This is a genomic window from Brachyspira hampsonii (assembly GCF_002214805.1).
In the GTDB taxonomy this organism is placed as follows: Bacteria; Spirochaetota; Brachyspiria; order Brachyspirales; family Brachyspiraceae; genus Brachyspira; species Brachyspira hampsonii.
This window is the reverse complement of sequence record NZ_CP019914.1, coordinates 3,156,817-3,180,128: the sequence shown is the minus strand read 5'-3', so window position 1 is coordinate 3,180,128 and position 23,312 is coordinate 3,156,817. Positions and strand designations below refer to the sequence as shown.

Here is a 23,312-nt window from a genome sequence, read left to right as displayed (position 1 = left end):
TAAAATAATATCTATAAAATTTGATTAAAAATATTTTTATATTATTATGAATAATATAATATATATTACTGTTAATAAAATATTTTTTATTAGTAGTATATGTATAATAAATATATAAAAATAAATAAAATATATCCTTGACAAATATAAAAAAGAAAATTAGAATAACTAATTAAATTCCAATATGCTTAAAAAGTTAAGAGGAAATTATGAAGGTAATAGATATAGATAAAAAACCGGAAAATGAAAAAATATTTTTTGGAGATTTTGGGCATTATATAAGGATTGATTCCGTAAGCCATGAAATAGCCAAAAAATTAAAGGAAGCAAGCGAAGGAAATACTTGGTTTTCTAAAGAAGTTGACTATAAATCTGATAAAACTAGATTCTCTTCACTTCCTGAAGATGCACAGAGGGCTTTCAAACTAAATATAGCATATCAAACACTAATGGACAGCGGAGTTACATCAGGATTTTCATCTATATTAAATAGAATAGTAACAAGTTCAATATGGTCTATACTTTATGCAAGAATAGCCATAGAAGAAAATATACATGCTGAAAGTTATTCCTACGGACTTTCTGAAGTATTCGGTCATCAGGCAAGCGAAACATTGGATTTAGTATATAATGATGATTTTGTAAAGCACAGAATGGAAAAAGAAGTTGAATTATTCGGAAAAGTCGATGAATTATGTAATTTAGAAAACTCTAATGCTTCATTAGATGAAAAAAAACAATCTATATTAAAACTGCTAATAGGAATATATTTACTTGAAGGTATAAAATTCCCATTCTCTTTTCTTGTAACTTTCACAATAAATAATAGTTATGACAATGCCATAGCAGGATTTACAAAAACTATTAAACTTATAGCACATGATGAGCTTAATGTTCATGTACCTACAGGCAAAAATTTAATGAATATACTTAGAAAGGAAAATGATCAAGGCTTCATGCATTTATTTAAAAGCGGCTGGTTTAATGATACGGCTAAAGCAATGACAGAATTTACTGTTAATGAAGAAATAAAATGGGCTAAATATCTTTTTGACGGACATGAAGTATCAGGAATTAACTCATCTATAAGCGAGCATTTTATTAAATATTGGGCAGGCGTAAGATTGAGAGATTTAGGAGTAGAAACTGAATATCTATCTGAAAAAAAATCAGATATCATAGATTGGTTTAATAGCTATAGAGATATAAATAAACAAAATGCAGCATTACAGGAAACAACTAATACATCTTATCAAAAAGGTGCATTAAAAAACGATTTATAATTTATACTTAATTAAAAAATAAACAATAATTATCAGGGCAAAATTATGATAGAACTTACAAAAGATAAAAAACATATAATCATTAAAAGAGACGGCAGAGAAGAGCCTTTTAATGAGGAAAAATTAAGAAAAGTTATAGATTGGGCTACCGAAGGTAAAGAGGCTTTTACTAATAAGCTATTAGAAGGACTCAATATTAAAATCAATGACAAAATGAAAATAGAAGTATTATATGATGAGCTTATAAATACTGCCGTTAATATGATAAGTCCATTATATCCTATGTATGATACAATAGCAGAAAAACTTTATTTAATGAAAATATATAAAGAAACCTGCGGACTAAAAAAAATAGGTTCATATCCTCATATAAAAAATTTCTTAAAAAAAGGTATAAAATATAAAATATACGATAAGGATATAATAAAACTTTTTACAGATAAAGAATTGGATAAAATAAATTCCATGATAGATCCTAACAGGGATTTACTTTTTACATACAAAGGATTAGCCATATTCTATAAAAAATACTGTAAAAACATAGGAAACAAAAAACTAGAGCTTCCTCAAATAACATATATGGCAGCTGCTATGTTTTCATTTTATAATGATTATTATAAAGGCGAAAATAAAGATAAATTAGAAATAAGTAAAACTGAAAGACTTAAATATATAAAAAGAACTTATGACATGCTTTCAAAACATGAAATTACATTTGCAACTCCTAGGATAGCAAATAGTATGACAGTAAAAGCTCAGTTAGCAAGCTGCATATTAAATACTCCTGATGATGATACTTGGAGTTTGAATCAGACAGACGGAAATATGGCATTATACTCAAAATTTTCAGGCGGTATAGCTTATGATGCTTCATATATAAGGGCATCTGGTTCTACAATACAAACTAATAGAGGCCGTTCTGACGGACCTATACCTTTTATAAAGAGAGTTGAGCAGACTATATCATCATTTAATCAAGGCGGAGTAAGAAAAGGAGCATGCGTTGTTACTTTTCCTTGGTGGCATTTAGATGTACTTGATTTAATTATGCTTAAAGATGCCGGCGGTACTGAGGATACTAGAGCAAGGAAATTAGTTTACTCTATCAGGATAAGCAATATATTTAGAGAAAGAGTTAATAAAGACGGATATGTAACGCTTTTTGATCCTAAAGAAACTCCTCTTTTAAACGAAGAATACGGAAAAAAATTCGATGTTGCTTATATGTATTATGAAAGTAAATCATCTATAAGAAAAAAAAGAATAAAAGCTAAAGATTTATTATTTCAAATATTAAAAGTGAGACAGGAAACAGGAAATTTATATTTAACATTTGTAGACAACATTAATGAACAGAATATGGTTAATAGATTTGTAGGGGCTTCTAATCTTTGTCAGGAAATAGTAATACCTTCCTACCCTTCTAAACTCATAAAAGAAAAATATATTATTAATGAAGACGGAGAATATGAAATTGTACAAAGAAAGAAAAGCGGTGAGATAGGTATATGCAATTTGGTTTCTGTTAATTTAATGTCTTGGGTAACTTTCTCCCCTGAAAAGAAAAAATCATTCTGTTATACTCTTTTGAGAGGATGCGACAATATCATAGATACTCAGTTTTATCCTGTTAAAGAAGGAGAAATTGCCAATAAAAAAAATAGACCTATAGGAATAGGCGTTATTAATTATGCTAATTTACTTGCTTCAAATAAGATAAAATATACAGATAAAGAGGCTTTGGAGTTTACAAATAAAGTTTTTGATGATCTATATTATCATATATATGAGGCATCTAATATATTGGCAAGAGAAAGAGGACCTTATAAAACTTTCAATGAATCTAAATGGAAAAACGGATTAACTCCATTTCATATATCACTTTTAAATAATAATAATAATAATCTTGATGTAAGCATAGATAAAGAAAAATGGGATAAACTTGCAGAAAACATAAAAAATAACGGAGTAAGATTTTCATTCCATGGTGCAATAGCCCCTACTGCTACCTCCGGAAAAAGCGTATCTGCAACAGAAAGTATAGAGCCTATAGTAGATTTATTTTTTATTGAAGAAGGAATACAAACTCTTCCTAGCTTAGTACCAAATATAAAGAAAAATAGAGAGTACTATGAAAGATGCTGGAATATTCCTGCAAAAACTATAATAGAGCTTGCTGCTGTAAGGCAGAGATATATAGATCAGTCTCAGTCATTAAATTTATATTATGTAAAACCAGAATCTGCTAAAGAACTTTGGGAAGACATTCAATATGCTATGGATTTAGGTTTAAAAACTCTTTATTATATGAAAACACCTAAATCTAATTTTGAACTTGAAGAAGTATGTGAGTCATGTACATAAAACATATAAATAACCAAATTAACATAATCAAGTTAACATATTATAATATTATGTTAGCTTGATTTATTTTTCATTATATTCTTCTATTATATAGATTGTATATATCTGGGTATGGTTTATATAAAAAACATAAAATTTCAAATTTTATACTAACATAATAGACTTGTTTCAAAACTAAATTTATTAATATTTATAAATTTTTATTTAATATTTTTAAATTATAGTTGGGGCTTTGCTGCGAAGCACACATTCGTGCCACCCCTCAGTTCTTTTACCGAGTTAGGTACCTTTCGGTATTGGTATAAAATAATAAACTCATAAAATTGTTTGTCAAGTACTTTTGAAACAAATCTATTATTTTAATAGTTAATAAATTATTGAAATTTTATATATAATCTTGCCGAGTTTTTTCTAAAAAGTATAATATCAAAAAAAATCTAATTTACATATTGCATCTTGAGTTAACTTCAATGATATAATTCTCAAAATTAATAATATTAGGAGAATTATTATAATGAAAAAACAAAATAATATTTTAGTATTAATATTGGCATTTGCTATATTTGCAATATTAAATACAGAGATAGGAATAGTAGGAGTGCTTCCTATCATTGCAGAAACTTTTAATGTAACTATAGAAAAATCAGGAATTTTAGTTAGTGCTTTTGCCTTTACAATAGCCATATCTGGTATAATAATGCCTTTATTATTTTCTGGTATTAATAAAAAAATATCTATGCTAATAGTAATTGGAGTATTTATAATAAGCAATATAGTATCAGCATTTACAAATAGTTTTAATGTTCTTTTAATGTTTAGAATAATACCTGCTATTTTTCACCCTATATACTGTTCTATGTCATTTATTGTAGCTTCAGAAACTGCTGAAGAAAGAGATATTCCTAAAGTTGTATCTATAATAATGATGGGAGTTTCTGCTGGAATAGTAATAGGAACTCCTGCATCAAATTTTTTTGCTGAAACTTATTCCTATAAAGCATCAATGTTGTTTGCGGCAGCTTTAAATATAGTATCATTTATAGCAATAATATTCTTAGTTCCTTCAATGCCTGTAAGCAAAAGACTTTCTTATGGATCTCAGCTTTCGGTATTAAAACTTCCTATAACTTGGATATCACTTGCCGCTGTTGCTTTGATTGCAGCTTCTATGTCATCAGTATACAGTTATTTTGTTCAATATATAAAAGATGTATCAAATATCAATGGAAAATATTCAAGCATTATACTTTTTCTATTTGGTATATCAAGCATAGTAGGAAATTTTTTAGCAGGAAAGTTTTTATCTAAAAATGCTATAAAATTTGTTACAGCATATCCATTTATATTTATTCTAATATATATTTTAGTATTTCTTTTAGGAGGTATATTTGCTTTAATGTTTGTAATGGCATTTATTTGGGGAATAGTATATGGAATGGGTAATAACATTCAGCAGTATTGGATTACATCAGCACTTCCTCAAGCTCCTGAATTTTCAAATGGACTTTTTATATCTTTTGGAAATCTTGGAATAACCATAGGAACTTCTTTAGGAGGACTATTTATAGCAAATACAACAATTAAGAATCTGCCTATATGCGGAATAATATTTTTGATATTAACATTTATATCTATAATAATAAGACTTTTAATCAATGAAAAAAATGTATCAAAAATAACATTAACTTAAAATTAATAAATTATAAGCAGATTATATTATTATAATATAGTCTGCTATTGTAATATTAAGATAATAAGAGTTTATCACTTAAAGAACCGTCAGCAGTTTCAAATTTCTTGAGTAAATCAGATATCTCCAAAGATTTTTTCTCTTCGCCTGAAACATCATATATAATATTACCGTCATTCATCATTATAAGTCTGTTACCGTAATGAATTGCATCTTTAATATTATGAGTAACCATAAACGCCGTAAGTTTATCTTCTCTTATTATCTCTTCAGTAAGCTCCAATACTTTTTTAGCAGTTTTAGGGTCAAGAGCTGCAGTATGTTCATCTAATAATAAAAGTCTAGGTTTTTTAAGAGTTGCCATAAGAAGTGTCAAAGCCTGTCTTTGACCGCCTGATAAAAGTCCTACTTTTGACTGAAGTCTTGTTTCAAGTCCTAAATCAAGCCTTTTCAGTTTTTCCACATACTCTTCTCTTTCTGCATGAGTTATGCCCCATCTCAAAGTTCTTCTTTTACCTTTTCTTTTAGCAAGTGCAAGATTTTCTTCTATACCCATATTTGAAGCAGTACCAACCATAGGGTCCTGAAATACTCTTCCAAAAAGTCCTGCTCTTGCATATTCTTTCTTATCTGTAATATCAACTCCATCAACTGATATAGTACCATAATCAACTTCATAAACACCGGCAATTAAATTTAAGAGAGTAGATTTACCAGCTCCGTTTCCTCCTATAACAGTAACAAAATCACCGTCATTTAATTTGAGGTTAACACCTTTAATGGCTTTTTTTTCTGTGATAGTACCTCTATTGAATGTTTTATAAACTTCTTTTAATTCTAACATAAACTCCCCCAAATATTATTTTCTTTTTCCGCCTACTACTCTTGTAACTTTTCTATTGAGTACAGGCACTGAAAGAGCAATGGCTACTATTATCGCAGTAAGAAGTTTTAAATCTGTAGCTTTTAATCCAAGCTGAAGAACTATAGCAATTATTATTCTGTATATTATAGACCCCATTACAACAGAAGCTAGCTTATACCAGAATGAAAATCTATTTCCAAATACAACCTCCCCTATTATAACAGATGCAAGTCCTATAACTATAGTACCCGTTCCCATACCAACATCAGCATAACCCTGACTCTGAGTAACCAAAGCACCGGATAAAGAAACCAATGCATTTGATAACATAAGCCCTATTATTTTCATAACATTAGTATCAACACCTAATGCCCTAATCATTCTTTCATTATTACCTGTTGCCCTGATAGCACAGCCCATCTCCGTACCAAAAAACCAATACATCAAAAGAACTATTATTACAGAAAAGATAAATCCTACAAGTAAATCTGATAATACTTTACTTAGTGAAAGCATATTTTGAATTATAGTCAAAGAAGTATCCATTCCCAAAAGCGGTATATTAGGTCTGTTTCCCATAACTCTAATATTGATAGAATATAATGCAATCATTGTAAGAATTCCTGCCAATATTCCGGGAATTTGTAGTTTTGTATTTAAAAAACCTGTTGCAAATCCTGCTAAAGAACCAGCCAAAAAAGCAAAAAATAAAGTTATAAAAGGATTCATACCATTTGATATAAGCATCGCACTTACCGCACCGCCTAAAGCAAAACTTCCATCAACAGTCAAATCCGGAAAATCTAAAACTTTAAATGTAATATAAACACCTAGAGTCATTATTCCCCAAATGATACCCTGAGATGCTGCACCTTCTATTGCCAAAAAAATCCCTTCCATATTATCCTCTTATTTATTGCTAAATTAAACTAAACAAATAACTTCATTATAAGTTATTATAATTATTATTTATTATATAATGATTCTGGTATTGTTATTCCAATGCTATTAACCATATTAGTATTAACTACCAAATCAAAAGTTTTTAAAGTTTCTATAGGCATAGCAGCAGGCTTTTTTTCTCCTTTTAATATAGATACTGCCTGAGCAGCTGTCAATTTTCCAAGTTCATAATAGCTTATTGCATAAGTAGCAGTTCCTCCAAGCATAGTCATACCGCCCTCACCGCAAACTACAGGAAGTTTAGCAGGTTCAGCAACTAAAGCAACTGTAGCCATACCAGCTGCAATCATATTATCAGTCGGCGTATAAATAGCTTCAACTTTTCCAACTAAACTTTGAACAACCTGCTGTATTTCATTAGCAGATGTTACTGTAGCATCTATATATTTTAAGCCCATAGAATCTAATTTTTTCTTTGCTATATCCATTTGAAATACTGAGTTCTGTTCGCTTGAACAATATAAAAGTCCTACTGTTTTTAAATTTGGAGTAATCTCATTTAATAATTCTATTTGAGCTTCTACAGGTGTTAAATCAGAAGTACCTGAAACATTTCCTCCGGGAGCATTATTATCTGCAACAAGTTTTGCAGCAGCTGGATCTGTAACTGCTGTAACTAATATAGGTATATCTTTTGTCATATTTGCAACTGCCTGTGCTGCAGGTGTTGCTATTGCTAGAATTAAATCACTTTTATCATTAACAAATTTCTGACCTATTGTAACACAGTTAGCCTGTTCGCCTTGAGCATTCTGATAATCTATAGTGATATTTTTTCCGTCCTCATATCCTGCTTCTTTAAGCCCATCAACAAAGCCTCTGTAAGAATCATCTAATGCATCATGCTCTATCAGCTGAAGTATTCCGATTTTAAATACTTTATCTCCAGCAGTATTGGAATTAGAAGCTCCTGAAGAACATGAAATAAATATAAGTGATGTTATAATAAATAAAGAATATAAATATTTTTTCATGATTGACTCCTATTTTTATAAAAAATTACTAAGAAACTATATACAGTAATTATACTATATATAATAATAATGTCAATTAATAATTACTTTCAAACAAAAATTATAATATCATAATCTCAGCAAAAAATATACTTGTTTCATAAAATTATTTTTTTATAATTAAAAAATAATTTTACAAAAAAATATAATATTTTGATAAAAAATAAGATTATAGCTTGATAGAATAAAAAAAGCATATATAATATATTTTATTTTATGGGAATGAGGGTGAGAATCCTTCGCTGGCACGCAACCGTAAAGTTTAATTTTTTATTAATTTTATTTAAAACTATAAAAGATTAACGAAGTCGGATTTACCATTAAAACAGGCGAGTGCACTGAAAAAAATTATTATTTTATGCACTCCTTTATTGAAAAGTTTTTAAATTTAATAAAAATAAAGGAGCATTACTTATGCAAAAACAAATCAAAATTTTATTAACACTTCTAATTGCTTTATTCTTATCAGTATCATGTTCTAAAGATAATGTAACAAATCCAATAAAAACTAAAGAACAGATGCTTCAGCAAAAATGGCAGGACAATGACACAACTTACGGAACTTCTCAATATGTTATTACTACTAGCAAATTTGATAGTTTATACAATAATTCAACAAGTTATTCTTTTGATATAAAACATATTAAGTGGACTAGCGATACTGCTGGTATAATATACGGACAATATACAGCTAATACATATTCACCAGAAGTAGTAGGAAAATGGTACGCTGTTTCATTTAAAGATTTAACAGAGACAACTATAAAAATTTGCGGTGCTTCTAAAGGTTCTGACTTTTCTGCTGAAAATTTTATAGAGGCTATTTCAAAATTTACTGAAGCCAATGGTTATTTTGGCACTTTTTCAGATTGTACTGCTGTTAGATAATAATTTAGAGGTCTACAATGAAAATTAAAAAATCATATTTATTAATTATAATATTTGCAGTAATTATATCTTGTTCTAATCCTCCTACAAATCCTAATAACAATACATACTCGATTAAAGCTATAACTTCAGGAATACATACTATACAATACGGCAGTAAAACTTCTGAAATTGATGTAACTGACGAAGCTCAATTAAAAAATTTATGGTTTAATTTAGTAGGCGGGCAAACTGTTTATGAAGCAAATGATTATGCTGATGCAATCGGAAACTTTGACAATAATGCCAATTATTATGATAATACGGATAAAGTAAATATCAGAACAAAATTTGTAGAATGCGGAGTTTATGAATATAATAACAAAAAATATCTTGCCGCTGTATATTGGGATAATAAAACAGGAACAGGAATGACAGTCCGTTACAGACTTATAATAATAGATGAAAATGGTGCTGAACAGGCTTGGTATGGCGGAGGAAATGATGAAAGTATTATTCCAGATGAAAATACTTTGTGGACTAAATATGATTTTACTTTTGGATATTTAAAAACTTATTGATTAATAAATGAAAAATAATAAAATGTACAGTTATAAAACTATTTCTTTTATATTATTTACATTTCTGCTTATATTTTTTACATAAATAAAAATAATATGAATATTTGTATAAAAATATATTTATTGCAAGTAATATCATTTTTAAGTTTATACATAAAATTGCTTGATATAAAAAATATTCTTGTATATAATCAATGCAAATTATAAATTAATATTATGGGAATGAGGGTGAGAATCCTTCGCTGGCATGCAACCGTAAAGTTTAATTTTTTATTAATTTTATTTAAAACTATAAAAAATTAACGAAGTCGGATTTACCATTAAAACAGGCGAGTGCACTGAAAAAAATTATTATTTTATGCACTCCTTTATTGAAAAGCTATTAAATTAATAAGAAATAAAGGAGCATTACTTATGCAAAAACAAATCAAAGTTTTATTAACAGTTATAATTGCTTTATTCTTGGCAGTATCATGTGCTAAGAACAACCCAAACAATCCAAATAATCAAGAAATATCTATAGCTGCTGGTTCTGGAAATCGTAATTATAGGTTCTTAGCAGATGAAACTATATTATATTTAGATTGGACAGACCCAAGAAAAATAGATTATTTTACAACTAATTGGATGAACACTTTCACAGACCAAACAATATATAGCACATATGCACCTACAATAATTATGGGATATACTGATGATAAAGCTAACTACTATGCAGCTAATTATCCAAATACAGTTAGAGATAGATTTAAATTCGCTACAAATGTTACAGATAATGGAAAAGAATATATAGGCGGTGTTTATTATGATGAAGCTTCTAAATATGGAAATTTATGGCGTTTAATTTATATAACAGAAAATGGAGAAGAACAAGCATTCTATGGAAGTGGTGCCAATGATCCAAATACTATACCTGAATCTTGGGTTAAATATAGCTATTTCTTTGGGTATATTAAAATAAATTAATTAAAAATAGTAAAAATAGCGGTTTTATACAAAGCCGTTCTTTATATTATGAAATCATAAGAAATTCAGTGAAAGTTACATAGTAAAACTTTCATAATAAATTGAAGGAATTTTATTATGAAAAAACAAATTAAAATTTTATCAATATTAGCAATTATTATACTATCATCTGTTTCATGTTCAAATCCAAACAATCCTAATACCAATAATGAAGATACTACAAAATGGAAGGATAAATCCAATTACAGTCTATTACAACAGATATGGGCTGGAAGTGCATCAGTATTTAAATATATAAATAATGAACAAGCTTATACAGCTGCATTAAATTCATATATTGAATATCCAAAGACTATGAAATATACGCTGACTATAGAATCAATAACTTGGATATCTGAAACTGAAGGCATTATGTACGGTAAATGCAATTACGCTCTAGATTCAACTCTAACAAAAAAATATATGGCAATAGCTTTTAGAAATTTAACTGCAGGCAGTGTAGAACTTTCTGAAGATTCATTAAACAATAAAAAATATGCTGAAACTTTAGAAGAAGCCAAAACTGTTTTCACATCATCAAGCGGAGCATTTAATGCTTACGATACTTATACAGCATATAAACAATAATATTATAAAGTTTAGTTTTTATAAAATTATTAAAAAGTTTAAAAGCATTTAAATAATTTAGAGTAATAAACATTATGCTCATTAATTAAATTAATATTAATTTTTTATTTTTTATTTTTTATTTTTATCAAAGGATCATTTTATGCAAAAACAAATCAAAGTTTTATTAACACTATTAATCGCATTATTTTTATCAATATCATGTGCTAAAAATAACCCAAACAATCCAAGCAATATAAATGATTTTTCATCACAAAATGGTAATGAAACAACAACAGGAAAACCTTCTTGGAAACAAAATGCAAATTATACAATTCTAATCAAAGATTGGTATAATGAAAAACAGCCGCAATATAATGAAGTATATCAAATAAGAGAAAATGTAAATAATAAAATAGACTTTATTGTACCTGATCCGGCAGGAGATGTTAGCTACTCTATTTCTATAGTGGAAATTATTTGGAATAGTGATAATACATCAGGAATTATGTATGGTACATATACTATGGCACCATCTTGGAGTCCTGATTACTTAAATAAATGGTATGCTATATCATTTAAAAGTTTATCTGCAAATACTTTATCTATTTCGCAAGCTATGCTTTCAGATGGAAGTGCCTCTGCAGAAACTTTTGAAGAAGCAAAATCCATATTTACTGAAGAAAATAATGCTTTTTCTTATTATTCAGATTTAGTACCGCAGACAAAATAAAATTATAAAAATAAGTGTATTGCATATTGTATATTAAATATGAAATACATCATAAAATATTAAAAGGAATCATTATGAAAAATAGAATAAAAGTCATATTACTAATATTTATAATATTAGCAATATCTATTTCATGCAGTCAGAAATCAGCAACAGATCCTAGACAGGAAGCAGCTGAAGAAATTTCTGATAAAGAAAGTGTATCAGGTGTTGAAATTGCAAATGGATTTAATGGAACTGTTTATTATGGCAATCAGTCTTTTACAGGAGAAATAACTCAGGCTAAAATTGAAGAACTATGGAAAAACATGGTTAAAAATAAAACTATATATGCTACATCTGCCTATACTACAATAACAGGCGAGTTTAAAGAAGATGCTAACTATTACGAAGAAAAATGGGAAAACGGAACAAGTGCAAGAACTGTTTTTAAAAGATGTATGGTATGCAAATACAATGGCAAAAATTATATAGCCGGAGTATATTGGGATAATAAAACAGGTGTTGGAATGTTAATACGATACAGACTCATCATAGTAGATGAAGAAGGTATTGAACAGGCTTGGTATGGCGGAGGATCTGATGAAAATGTTATACCTAATGAAAACACTAGCGATTGGGTTAAATATTGGTGGCCTTTTGGTTATTTAAAACTTCAATAAAACAAAAAATATATTTTAATATTAAAAACTTTTAATTATGAAAAAGTATATCATAACATTATTTATATTTACAAATTTATTGTATTCTCAAACTTATCTTATAAGAGAACTTAAAGGAGGTATTTGGATTACTTCTCAAGCGGAAATAACAAATACCTCTCAAACTAATCAGACAAATCAGCCTTCAGCTCCTAAAGTTCCAATCAAAGCGAATAATCGTATAATAACTTCTGAAGAAATAGACAGAATGGGTTATAAAAATGCACAGGAAGTTTTAGCTAATCAGCCGGGATTTGTAAATAAAGGTACATATATGGGCAATGAAGTTATTGATCCGGCAGGGGCCAACGGAGACAATATAAAAATATATGTTAATGGCGTACTTATGAATACTGCTAAAGGAAATGCTGATGCCGGTGTTGATTTAAGAAGAATACCTTCAAATTTGATAGAATCTATTGAAATAATAGGAAACTCAATATACATAACAACTAAAAGTCCTGTTCAAGATATACTTTTAATATCATTAGGTTATGGTGCTTATAATACTGTAAGACCTTCAATACTGTTTTCAAGAAATATTGATGAACATCAGGTATTTACTTTTACAGCAGATTCATACTACAGCGACGGTAATTATTATTATGATTTTATTAACTCTTCAGGAAACATAGTACAAGGAAATTTCAAAGATAATAGGCAGTTTATAGTAAACTCATCAGCCAACTATAAATATACATTCGATAATAAAGATTATATAAATGTATTTGCTAATATATCATATTCTAGTTCTGCCGCACAATATGAAATACCGCCTGTAAATAAAACAGATTCTTGGTTTACATTTACTACTCTTACATCTTCAGTATCATATAATGGATTTTCTGATATTTTGGATTACACTGTTGCTTTATCATATTTATTTGATTCATTTGTAGACAGACCTTATTATCAAAATGGCAAATTTATATCAGATTATAAATCGCATGCTATAGCTTTAAATGCTTCTTTATCAAGAATGGATGAATTTATACCAAATACTATCACAATGTATAATAAATTTACTCCTGAATATAGATATGATATTTTAACAGAAGATACAAATTCTATAGAAACTAATTTTTATTATTATCCTCAAAGACATTCCCTTTCATTAAAATATGAAATGCAGCTGTCTTTCGGATATTGGGATAATGCTTCACCAATATTTACATTACTTCCAAGCATAAAATATGAATATCAAAATGAAGTATTCACAAATCAGGAAAATAAAAATTATTTAGCATACAATGTAGGATTCAATTTAAATTTTTATAAAGGCTGCGGATTATATTTTGGTTATATGAGTGATTATACCGCACCTACCTTTAATGATTTGTATTACGGCACTTTTAGTAATCCTAAACTGCTACCTGAAAGCTATAATCAATTACTTACTAAATTAACATTAGAAGCAGTTACCAATTTAAAAATAGAAGCATCTTATGCCTATACAACATATACAAATAAAATAATTTGGTATGGTAATACACCTATAAATGTTGATACAGCAGCTTCTCATATAGTTACGCCAAGTATAAGTTATGATATACCATTTGCGAAGTATCATAAAATAAAAACAAAAATAGGTTATTCTTATCAGCTTGCCTATATGGGTAAAGATGAAATGCCTAAAATAGGTTTGCCTGAACATGTTATAAGTGCACTATTAGGTTATGACTTTATACCAAGAAATAAAGTATTAAGTTCATTATCATTGAATATTTACTACACCTACTCTGTTCCAAGACCTTTAACAGATTACAGACCAATACGATATTCTGAAGTATTTCATGATTTTAATATATCATTCTATTCTATATGGTTTGAACACTTAATATTTTCTATGCATTTTAAAAATATTTTTAATAAAACACCTATACTTTCTACATATTCCGTTGCTAAGCCTTTTACTTGGGAATTTGAAATTGGATACAATTTTTAATCATTTATCACTTTTTAAAATATTTTAAAAAATATTAGATATATTCAAATAGCATTAAATATGTATATATTAACTAATACTTCTAACACTAGTATGAAAAATATTAAAAATCTATATAGAAATATTATTTATTTTAGTAAAAAATATTTTGCAATTTTAATTTACTTTAGTATAATCTTTTATATATAAAAAATATAATGAGTTTTTTATGATAAAAGATATATCTAATTATATAAAATATAGAATTGACAGAATGCTTAATAAAGGGCTTTTCTATCAATTGATGCTTTTAGTATTCGCTATAATAATTCTTCTTTTAATAGTATCTATATTTATAATAGTATTTTTTCATTATCCGCCTAAAGATGCTTTTTGGGATAGTTTGATGCAGTTTATAGATACAGGAAACATATCATCGGTAGAAGGCAATACAGGCATTGTAATAACTTTTTTAATGGTAACTTTTGTAGGTGTATGCGGCTGGGGTTCGCTTATCGCTATGATTAATAAAGCTTTACAGGATAGAATAAATAATCTTAGTAAAGGTAATGCCTTCATAATGGAAAAAAATCATGCTATTATTTTAGGATACGGAGAAGAAGCTCTCACTATAGTAGAAGAATTTATTAAAGCTAAAGTAAAAACTATTGTAATACTATCTGAACATAATGTTGATATTATAAGAAAAAGAGTTTCATTTATAAAAGGATATAAAAAAACAAATATCATAATAAGAGAAGGAAATACAAGCAGAATAGAAAATATAAAGCTATTGAATATATCAAAATCATCAAGCATATCAATAATCAATAATGATGATACAGAATCTCTCAATATACTATTGGCTTTAAAAAAAATTATAGAAGAAATAGAAGAAAATAAAATTGATAATAAAATTAATATATGCGTATTGGTTCATGAAGAAGATACTATTGAAATAATAAAATCAATAGAAAATAAAAGCTTTGTTATTCATGTAATTTATAAATACGAAATTCTTTATAAACTCATAGCACAAAGCATAATTTATACAGGACTTAGCAATGTTTATGAAGATTTATTTTCCAATGACGGAAATGTATTTTATATAGAATATGATCATGATTTTGATAATTGTAAATTTGAAGATGCCGCTTTAAAATATTTTGATAATGGAATGATATTGCTTGGAATTACAAAAGAAGACAGAAGTCAGCTTTTAATACCAAGTTATGATTATATAATAAAAAAAGAAAATAGATTAGTAATACTATCAAAAAATAATTATGATGCTCCTATAAAAGAATATCCTGATATAAAACCGAATATTATTAAATATAAAAATAATATTCTGTTAATATGTGAAGAAAAAAGATATACAGAAATAATAAAAGAAATTTCAGAGTATATAGAAAATAACAATATAGTTATGTTAAGTTATGATTTGATAAAATCTCAAAAAAATAAATATAAATTCATGCTTGAAAAATTAAAAAAAGAAAACACAACAAAAATAGTATTAATATCAGAGGATAATATCACAGATGTAAAAAGCATTAATATACTTTTGATTATAAGAGAAATAATAAAAAAAGAAAAATTAAATATAGCAATATTATCATTATTAAACTCTATACAAAAAAGAAATTTAATATATTCAGATGATGTAAGAGACTTTATAGTAAGCGGTAAACTTATAGGTATGCTTATGGCTCAGGCTTCTATAAGCTCAAACATATTATATGTTTTCTATGGGCTTTTAAGCAGAAATGGAAAAGATATTATAATATCTCCATATTCTGATTATTTTAATGAATCAAAAAGCTTCAAAGATATTTATTTTACCTTATTAAAGAAAAAAATAATTATAATCGGTATAAAAAGATACAATGATATTATTTTAAACCCTAATTCTGAATGCCTTCTTGATAATAAAGATGAGATTGTAATTATAACAAATTATATATTAGAAGAAGAAAATGAAGAATTAATTTTTTAATATATTTTGTTTACAATTATTTACATAAAATATATACTTTATGTAAATCTTATTTTATAAGAGGTAGTAATAATGTTTAATGAAATGCATAAGTATATAAAATATAGAGTAGATAGACTATTTAATAAAGGTATAATATACCAGCTTATTATATTGATTATAGGCATTATATCTATGCTTTTAATAACTTCTGTATTTATGCGTTTTTTATTTAACTATCCATTAGAAAAAGCTTTTTGGGAAGGTCTTACGCAATTTGTAGCTACAGGCAACATATCAGCAGTTGACGGACATATTGGTGTTGTAATAATATTTTTGATTATTAATTTTGTGGGTGTATGTGTTTGGGGGCTTTTGATTGCTATGATTAATAATTCTTTACAAATTAGAATATATAATTTAAGTAAAGGAAACGCTTTTATAATGGAGCATAATCATTCTATTATCCTTGGATATGGAGAAGAAGCTCTGACAATTATTGAAGAGTTTATTATAGGAAGAGCCAAAAAAATAGTTTTACTTTCAGAACATAATGCTGACAGCATCAAAAAAAGAATTGCCTTCATGAACAAACATGGAAAAGCTGATATTATAATAAGAGAAGGCAATCCTAATATAATGGAAAACCTTAAACTTTTGAATGTAGAAAAATCTCATAGCATATCAATAATAAATGATGATGATACAGATTCATTAAAAATATTATTATCTCTAAAAAAAATCTCTGATGAATCCAATAGCAAAAATAAGAGCATGAATATTTGTGTTCTTCTAAATAATATGGAAAGTATAGAAATTATAAAATCAATAGAAGATGCATCATTTAAAATACATGCCGTGTACAAATATGAAATTCTATATAAACTCATAGCACAAAGTATAGTGTATACAGGATTAAGCAGTGTTTATGAGGAGCTTTTCTCCTATGATGGAAACGACATAAAAATAGAAAAAGATCATAATTTAAATAACATGAAATTTATAGATGCAAGCAGAAAAGTATTAAATAAAAATGAAATATTATTGGGGTTTATTAATAATCAAGATAAAACATTATTCAGTCCGGGATGTAATAGCATAGTTAAAGAAAAAGATGATTTAATCATATTATTTAAAAATAAAGTAAAATCAAGTATTAATATTAGTTCTCATGTCGGAGTAGAGCCTAAGTATAAGCATAAAGTATTATTAATATGTAATGATATAATAAGCTCAGAAATTATGGAAATAATATCTATATATAATAATGACAGCGAAATTATACAGATAGATTATAACAAAATAAAAGATGAAAAAATAAAATATCAATATTTATTAGATATAATAAATAGTAAAAATATAACTAAGATAATAATCATATCCGAAAATATAGAAACAGATGTAAAAGCAATTAATATACTCCTCATTATAAGACAAATAATCAGAAAAAATGACTACCATATACCAATATTATCTTTAATAAATTCAATAGAAAACAGAGATTTAATATATTCAGAAGATGTAAGAGATTTTATAGTAAGCGGCAAACTAATAGGAATGCTTATGGCACATGCTTCTCTCAATCCGGATATACTATCAGTATTTAATGGTCTATTAAGTAAAAATGGTAAAGATATTATTATGCAGAAATATTCAGATTATTTTAATGAACCTAAAGAGTTTATAGATGTGCATATAGAACTTTTACAGAAAGACGTTATATTAATAGGTATAAAAAGTGTATCAAAAATTATATTGAATCCAATGCCTAATACAATAATTAATATACTAGATGAAATAGTTGTAATAACTAATTATGAAACTATATAAAATAGAGGTGCATTATGTTTTTTAATAAGCTATTAAAATATATCAAATATAAGATAGATAGAGTATTCAATAAAGGTCTATTATATCAATTAATGATATTAGTAATAATAATAGTTTCAATATTATTAGTTGTTTCATTATTTATGAAAATAGTATTTAACTACCCTATTTCAGAGGCATTTTGGGATAGTTTAATGCAGTTTATAGATACAGGAAACATATCTGCTGCTGAGGCTGACAGAGGATTTAACGGCATTGTTATAACATTTTTAGCTGTAACTTTCTTTGGGGTATGCGGCTGGGGTCTTTTGATAGCTATGATTAATAATTCATTACAGGAAAGAATACAAAATCTTAGCAATGGAAATGCTTTTATAATGGAAAGAAATCATTCTATTATACTTGGATATGGAGAAGAAGTTTTAACTATTATAAATGAATTTATGTCTGGTAGGGCTAAAAATATAGTTCTATTGTCTGAAGAAAATTCGTATGCAATAAAAAAACGAATTTCTTTTTTCAAAAATTACAAAAAAACAAATATAGTTATAAGACAGGGAGATCCTAGCATATTTGAAAACTTACAGCTTCTGAATATAGAAAAAGCTAGTAATATTTCTATTGTTAATGATGATGATGTAAAATCGCTTAAAATATTGTTATCATTAAAAAAGATACTAAAAGGAAATCCTAATACTAAAAAAATTGATATATGTATATTAGTAAATAAAAAAGAAAGCATAGAAATAATAGAATCTATAAATGACAGCGATTTATTTCATATACATATAATTTATAAATCTGAAATTCTTTACAAATTAATAGGGCAAAGTATAACATATACAGGATTAAGCAGCATTTATCAAGAACTATTTGATATAAGCGGCATAGATATAAAGATAGAAATAAATAATCATAAAAATAAAACATTCAAAAATTTATCCTTAATTTATTTAAAAAGAAAAGAAATACTGATGGGAATAGTGAAAGAAGAAATTATTAAAGATGATGAAATTGTAAAAATAAATAAAACTTTATTAGTACCTGATTATGATGAAGAAATAAAAGAAAATAATAAATTAGTAATTCTATATAAAAAAGATGATAATTTTAAAAATATAGATACCTCCATTCATATGTCAGATAAAATGATTTATGATCATCAAGTGCTTCTTATATTGGATAAAGGAAAAGAAAATGAAATCATAAGAGAAATATCTGAATATACTAGAAAAGAAAAGATAGTAAAACTATATTATGAAGATATAGAAAATGCAGAAGTAAAAAAAGATTTTATAGCTTCAAAAATAGATGAGAATAATATTACAAAAATAGTATTAATATCAGAAAATTTAGAAACAGATATTAAAGCCATAAATATACTTTTAATAGTAAGGAAGATAGTTAAATTGACAAAGAAAATCATGACATACCTATTCTCTCTTTGCTAAGTTCTATAGAAAATAGGAATTTAATAGATTCAAATGATATAAAAGATTTCATAGTAAGCGGAAGATTAATAGGAATGCTTATGGCGACATCTTCTACTAATGCAGATTTACTTTATGTATTTAATGATCTATTAACAAAAAACGGTAATGATATTATTATGATTCCTTATGAAAAATATTTTTCAGATATTGAAAGTATATTTTTCTATAAACTATATTTGGAATTGCTTAAAAGAAATATAGTTACTATAGGAATAAAACATAGATCAAAAATAATATTAAATCCTGATTATGACTATCAGGTTGATAGAGAACATGAATTAGTTATTATAATAGATAGTAATATAAAAGAATAAAACTATTCAAGCATTTTTATTATATCATTATAATTGTTTCTTTTAGCATAAAATAAAGCATCATTTCCATGTTTATTGACTATTGACTTGTCGGCATTTGCTTTAATTAATAACTCTACAACTTTAACATGCCCTTCCATGCATGCTAATATAAGAGCAGTATTTCCTACATCATCTTGTATATTAACATTAATATTTTTAGCAATAATTTTTTCTATGACATCTTCATCTCCAAATATAGCAGCATCTAAAAAAGTTTCTTCATCTTGACTAAGAGGATAGAGATTATTAAATGGTATAAAAGCTAAAAATATAATTATTGATAATATAAGTATAGGGTTTTTCATAAAAAATATCCTTTCATTTTATTATCGGAGAAAAATTATTTATAGTTAAAAAAACAAAAACTATTCCTAAATAATTTAAGAATAGTTTTATAAAGATGTGGAGGTTATGGGGATCGAACCCACGACCTACTGCGTGCAAGGCAGTCGCTCTCCCAAACTGAGCTAAACCCCCGTTATATGAAAGGAACCTGAGCGTGTGGGCCTGGGAGGAATTGAACCACCGACCTTTCGATTATCAGTCGAACGCTCTAGCCATCTGAGCTACAGGCCCTTAAAATTATTCATCAATGATATGTTCTAGATTATAGCATATTAAAAAAAAATAGCAAGTATTTTTTTTATATTTTTATAAAACTTTATAAAATATGTTGTAAAAAAAGCTATTTATATTATAATATAAAGATATGATTAGTAAAAATAATTTTTTTTCTAAAGACAATAATTCTTTAATACATAATAAAATTTTCATTATTGGCGGAGAAATACTATTAGTCGCTATAGTATTTATGGCATTTTTTTATTTTTGTTATTTAATTAAAGAAATAATCAATCCTATTATACTATTTCTTATACTTATAGCAGCTTTAATACCATTTTGGAAATATATATGGGCAAAAACTTCAATAGTATTAATATTAGCACTATTCACTTTATGGGTAATTAAAGAAGCCGGATATTTAGTAGCCCCGTTCATTTGGGGTATATTCATTGCATATATGTTTGACCCATTAATAACCAAAATGCAGAAAAAAATTCCTAGAATAGCAGCCGTACTATTAATATATATACCATTACTGATATTGGCTATAATATTCTTTATATTCATACTTCCTAGAACTATAGAACAGATTGAAGTAATATTTAAAACATTGCCGCAGTATGTAGATAAAATATACAGCTCTATATCAGGCATGCTTATAACATTATCTGAAAAATTAAATAGAACTATAGGAAAAAGTTTTGATGTAAATTTAGAAATAGATTCGCAAGCTATAAATGACTTTTTATTTGGAAATAGCGGCGTAATAACTTTAATGTATAAAAAAATTATAGATTTTAGATTCCAGAATATAAACAGCATAACAAAAATATTCAGCATAATATTTTCATATTTTGTAATACTTCCATTTGTAACTTTTTATCTGATGCTTGATTTTCAAAATATCAAGGAAAGAATTATAAAATTAGTTCCTATGAGATGGCAAAATTCTGTAAGTAATATAATAAAAAATTCAAATTATATAATAAACGGCTATGTAGTTGGAATGACTATATTAGCTATATCATTTTTTATAATAACTTATATATTTCTCTCTGTAACAAATACTAAATATGCATTTATATTAGCTTTACTTAGAGGAATTTTAAATTATATACCATTTATAGGTCCATTTGCAGCATTTATCTCAGCATTATTTATAGGAATCATTACAGAACAAATATGGTGGTACGGAGCTTTAAAAATGTGTATAATATACGGAATCATACAAGTAATAGATTCAGGAATAATGGCTCCTAAAATATTAGGTAAATCAGTAAAGATACACCCTATAGCTGTAATGTTCAGTACTATTATAGGCGGAGTTCTTTTCGGTTTTCTGGGAGTGTTATTTGCCGTTCCATTCTGTGGAATTATACTTATAATAATAAAAAACTTTTTTAATAAATATTATCATTCAAAATTTTATACTTTAAATAAAAGAGGCGAATAAATGTTAGTTTACTTAGTACCAATATTTATAATACTTCCATTACTACTAATGGCTATAATGATATTTCTTCCAACATTGATAGGAAAGAATATCCCGCCTGCTTTCTCAAAAGAAAAAACTCAAGTATTTAATATTAAAAGAGATGAACTATATAATTTGCTTATAGATTATGAAAACTACCCTGCTTGGTTAAAATATATATCAATAGTTCGCGTAGAAAAACTAGATAATGATAAATTAAAAATAATGCAGACATATTCAAATAGAAGAACATATCAGGAATTAATAGAAGTAAGAAGAATAGAAAACAGCGAAATATCAATAGTAAAAATGGAAAATGAATTTACAGCCTTATGGACATATATATTAGAAGATACTGAAAATGGCAGAACAAGACTAACAATAAAAGAAACAATGTATGTATATCATCCATATTTAAGATTTATGCTGAAATATGTACTTATAGATGAAAATGGTAAAAATGACTTCTTTAGAAGGGTAAGAAGTTTTATTAATAAAAAAAATAAAAATAATTAATTATTTTCTGTTTTTCTCTCCCCATACACATATAGCATCTAGTATAGGTATTAAAGATTTTCCTCTTTTTGATAAACTATACTCTACTTTAGGAGGTATTTGAGGATATTCCTTTCTAATTACTAGATCGTCTTTTTCTAATTCTTTTAAAGTCAGGCTTAATGTTTTATGAGATATTGCTGATATTATTCTTTTTAATTCATTATATCTTACAACTTTTAATTCTGACAATATATATAATATTATCATTTTATATTTACCAGATATCAATGACATAGTATATGCAAAACCTGTATCTTCCATATATTTTTCTTTCAAGCTATCTTTTTTCATAAAACTATCCTTATACTTTACTTATAGTTAGTATATAACATATTTGTTAGTACTTGATTATAATAATATATAATACTATAATAATAATATCAATAATAATTTATAGTAATAGGAGTAAAAAACAAAAAAATAATAGAAGTACAAATGGCAGTACATGTTTGAAATTGCTAAATTGACAACATTTACATTAATTAATTTTAATATATAATATG

Annotated in this window: 21 protein-coding genes and 2 tRNA genes; 16 read left to right on the top strand and 7 right to left on the bottom strand. The window is 26.5% G+C overall.

Annotated features, from left to right (window positions below; all coding sequences use genetic code 11):
• Window positions 1–209 precede the first annotated feature (209 nt).
• From BHAMNSH16_RS14145 to BHAMNSH16_RS14135, 3 genes are all read left to right on the top strand, one after another.
• Window positions 210–1,283, top strand: a complete 1,074-nt coding sequence (locus tag BHAMNSH16_RS14145; RefSeq protein ID WP_069731398.1) for a ribonucleotide-diphosphate reductase subunit beta — start codon at window positions 210–212, stop codon at window positions 1,281–1,283.
• Between the two features lie 45 nt (window positions 1,284–1,328).
• Window positions 1,329–3,647: a ribonucleoside-diphosphate reductase subunit alpha gene (locus tag BHAMNSH16_RS14140; protein WP_069731399.1), complete on the top strand. Its 2,319-nt coding sequence runs from the start codon at window positions 1,329–1,331 to the stop codon at window positions 3,645–3,647.
• Window positions 3,648–4,161: 514 nt separating this feature from the next.
• Window positions 4,162–5,337: an MFS transporter gene (locus BHAMNSH16_RS14135; RefSeq protein ID WP_008726499.1), complete on the top strand. Its 1,176-nt coding sequence runs from the start codon at window positions 4,162–4,164 to the stop codon at window positions 5,335–5,337.
• 55 nt (window positions 5,338–5,392) lie between these two features.
• On the opposite strand, the gene BHAMNSH16_RS14130 is transcribed toward BHAMNSH16_RS14135, so the two are convergent.
• The 3 genes from BHAMNSH16_RS14130 to BHAMNSH16_RS14120 all read right to left on the bottom strand — a co-directional run bounded on the left by BHAMNSH16_RS14130 (window position 5,393) and on the right by BHAMNSH16_RS14120 (window position 8,139).
• Window positions 5,393–6,181, bottom strand: coding sequence for an ABC transporter ATP-binding protein (locus BHAMNSH16_RS14130; protein ID WP_008726501.1), 789 nt, complete (start codon window positions 6,179–6,181; stop codon window positions 5,393–5,395).
• 15 nt (window positions 6,182–6,196) lie between these two features.
• Window positions 6,197–7,102 (bottom strand): ABC transporter permease, encoded by a 906-nt coding sequence (locus tag BHAMNSH16_RS14125; protein WP_008726503.1) that lies wholly within the window; start codon window positions 7,100–7,102, stop codon window positions 6,197–6,199.
• A 65-nt stretch (window positions 7,103–7,167) separates the two neighbouring features.
• Window positions 7,168–8,139, bottom strand: coding sequence for an ABC transporter substrate-binding protein (locus BHAMNSH16_RS14120; RefSeq protein WP_008726506.1), 972 nt, complete (start codon window positions 8,137–8,139; stop codon window positions 7,168–7,170).
• 453 nt (window positions 8,140–8,592) lie between these two features.
• On the opposite strand from BHAMNSH16_RS14120, the gene BHAMNSH16_RS14115 reads away from it, so the two are divergent.
• The 11 genes from BHAMNSH16_RS14115 (at window position 8,593) to BHAMNSH16_RS14705 (ending at window position 20,171) form a co-directional block, all read left to right on the top strand.
• Window positions 8,593–9,066: a hypothetical protein gene (locus BHAMNSH16_RS14115; RefSeq protein WP_069731400.1), complete on the top strand. Its 474-nt coding sequence runs from the start codon at window positions 8,593–8,595 to the stop codon at window positions 9,064–9,066.
• A 17-nt stretch (window positions 9,067–9,083) separates the two neighbouring features.
• Entirely contained in the window at window positions 9,084–9,626 is a 543-nt protein-coding gene (locus BHAMNSH16_RS14110) for a hypothetical protein (protein ID WP_008731350.1), read from the top strand.
• A gap of 414 nt (window positions 9,627–10,040) precedes the next feature.
• Window positions 10,041–10,592, top strand: coding sequence for a hypothetical protein (locus BHAMNSH16_RS14105; protein ID WP_069731401.1), 552 nt, complete (start codon window positions 10,041–10,043; stop codon window positions 10,590–10,592).
• 117 nt (window positions 10,593–10,709) lie between these two features.
• Window positions 10,710–11,219 (top strand): hypothetical protein, encoded by a 510-nt coding sequence (locus BHAMNSH16_RS14100; RefSeq protein WP_008731364.1) that lies wholly within the window; start codon window positions 10,710–10,712, stop codon window positions 11,217–11,219.
• 142 nt (window positions 11,220–11,361) lie between these two features.
• Complete coding sequence (locus BHAMNSH16_RS14095; protein WP_008731366.1) at window positions 11,362–11,931, top strand: hypothetical protein; 570 nt, start codon at window positions 11,362–11,364, stop codon at window positions 11,929–11,931.
• Window positions 11,932–12,005: 74 nt separating this feature from the next.
• A complete protein-coding gene (locus tag BHAMNSH16_RS14090) occupies window positions 12,006–12,593 on the top strand; it encodes a hypothetical protein (RefSeq protein ID WP_008731369.1) in 588 nt (195 codons plus the stop codon).
• Window positions 12,594–12,630: 37 nt separating this feature from the next.
• The gene (locus tag BHAMNSH16_RS14085; protein ID WP_069731402.1) at window positions 12,631–14,577 is read left to right on the top strand and encodes a TonB-dependent receptor plug domain-containing protein; all 1,947 of its coding nucleotides are present in this window, start codon (window positions 12,631–12,633) and stop codon (window positions 14,575–14,577) included.
• A gap of 208 nt (window positions 14,578–14,785) precedes the next feature.
• The gene (locus BHAMNSH16_RS14080; RefSeq protein WP_069731403.1) at window positions 14,786–16,555 is read left to right on the top strand and encodes a CASTOR/POLLUX-related putative ion channel; all 1,770 of its coding nucleotides are present in this window, start codon (window positions 14,786–14,788) and stop codon (window positions 16,553–16,555) included.
• Window positions 16,556–16,627: 72 nt separating this feature from the next.
• Entirely contained in the window at window positions 16,628–18,364 is a 1,737-nt protein-coding gene (locus tag BHAMNSH16_RS14075; RefSeq protein ID WP_069731404.1) for a CASTOR/POLLUX-related putative ion channel, read from the top strand.
• Window positions 18,365–18,378: 14 nt separating this feature from the next.
• The gene (locus tag BHAMNSH16_RS14070; protein ID WP_241033626.1) at window positions 18,379–19,815 is read left to right on the top strand and encodes a potassium channel family protein; all 1,437 of its coding nucleotides are present in this window, start codon (window positions 18,379–18,381) and stop codon (window positions 19,813–19,815) included.
• Complete coding sequence (locus tag BHAMNSH16_RS14705) at window positions 19,809–20,171, top strand: CASTOR/POLLUX-related putative ion channel (protein ID WP_241033625.1); 363 nt, start codon at window positions 19,809–19,811, stop codon at window positions 20,169–20,171. Before BHAMNSH16_RS14070 ends, BHAMNSH16_RS14705 begins: the two co-directional genes overlap by 7 nt.
• A 2-nt stretch (window positions 20,172–20,173) precedes the next feature.
• Here BHAMNSH16_RS14705 and BHAMNSH16_RS14065 read toward each other — a convergent pair whose 3' ends face one another.
• From BHAMNSH16_RS14065 to BHAMNSH16_RS14055, 3 genes are all read right to left on the bottom strand, one after another.
• Window positions 20,174–20,518, bottom strand: a complete 345-nt coding sequence (locus tag BHAMNSH16_RS14065; protein ID WP_008731850.1) for an ankyrin repeat domain-containing protein — start codon at window positions 20,516–20,518, stop codon at window positions 20,174–20,176.
• A 98-nt stretch (window positions 20,519–20,616) separates the two neighbouring features.
• Window positions 20,617–20,690 (bottom strand) — tRNA-Ala (locus tag BHAMNSH16_RS14060).
• A 25-nt stretch (window positions 20,691–20,715) separates the two neighbouring features.
• Window positions 20,716–20,789 (bottom strand) — tRNA-Ile (locus tag BHAMNSH16_RS14055).
• A gap of 133 nt (window positions 20,790–20,922) precedes the next feature.
• Between BHAMNSH16_RS14055 and BHAMNSH16_RS14050 the strand changes: the two genes are divergently transcribed.
• Together BHAMNSH16_RS14050 and BHAMNSH16_RS14045 are read left to right on the top strand one after the other, a co-directional pair.
• Window positions 20,923–22,230 carry an AI-2E family transporter gene (locus BHAMNSH16_RS14050; RefSeq protein ID WP_069731405.1) on the top strand — a complete coding sequence of 436 codons (1,308 nt, stop codon included), beginning with the start codon at window positions 20,923–20,925 and terminating at the stop codon, window positions 22,228–22,230.
• The gene (locus BHAMNSH16_RS14045; RefSeq protein WP_069731406.1) at window positions 22,231–22,767 is read left to right on the top strand and encodes an SRPBCC family protein; all 537 of its coding nucleotides are present in this window, start codon (window positions 22,231–22,233) and stop codon (window positions 22,765–22,767) included.
• Here BHAMNSH16_RS14045 and BHAMNSH16_RS14040 read toward each other — a convergent pair whose 3' ends face one another.
• The gene (locus tag BHAMNSH16_RS14040; protein ID WP_008729046.1) at window positions 22,768–23,100 is read right to left on the bottom strand and encodes a winged helix-turn-helix transcriptional regulator; all 333 of its coding nucleotides are present in this window, start codon (window positions 23,098–23,100) and stop codon (window positions 22,768–22,770) included.
• Between the last annotated feature and the right edge of the window lie 212 nt (window positions 23,101–23,312).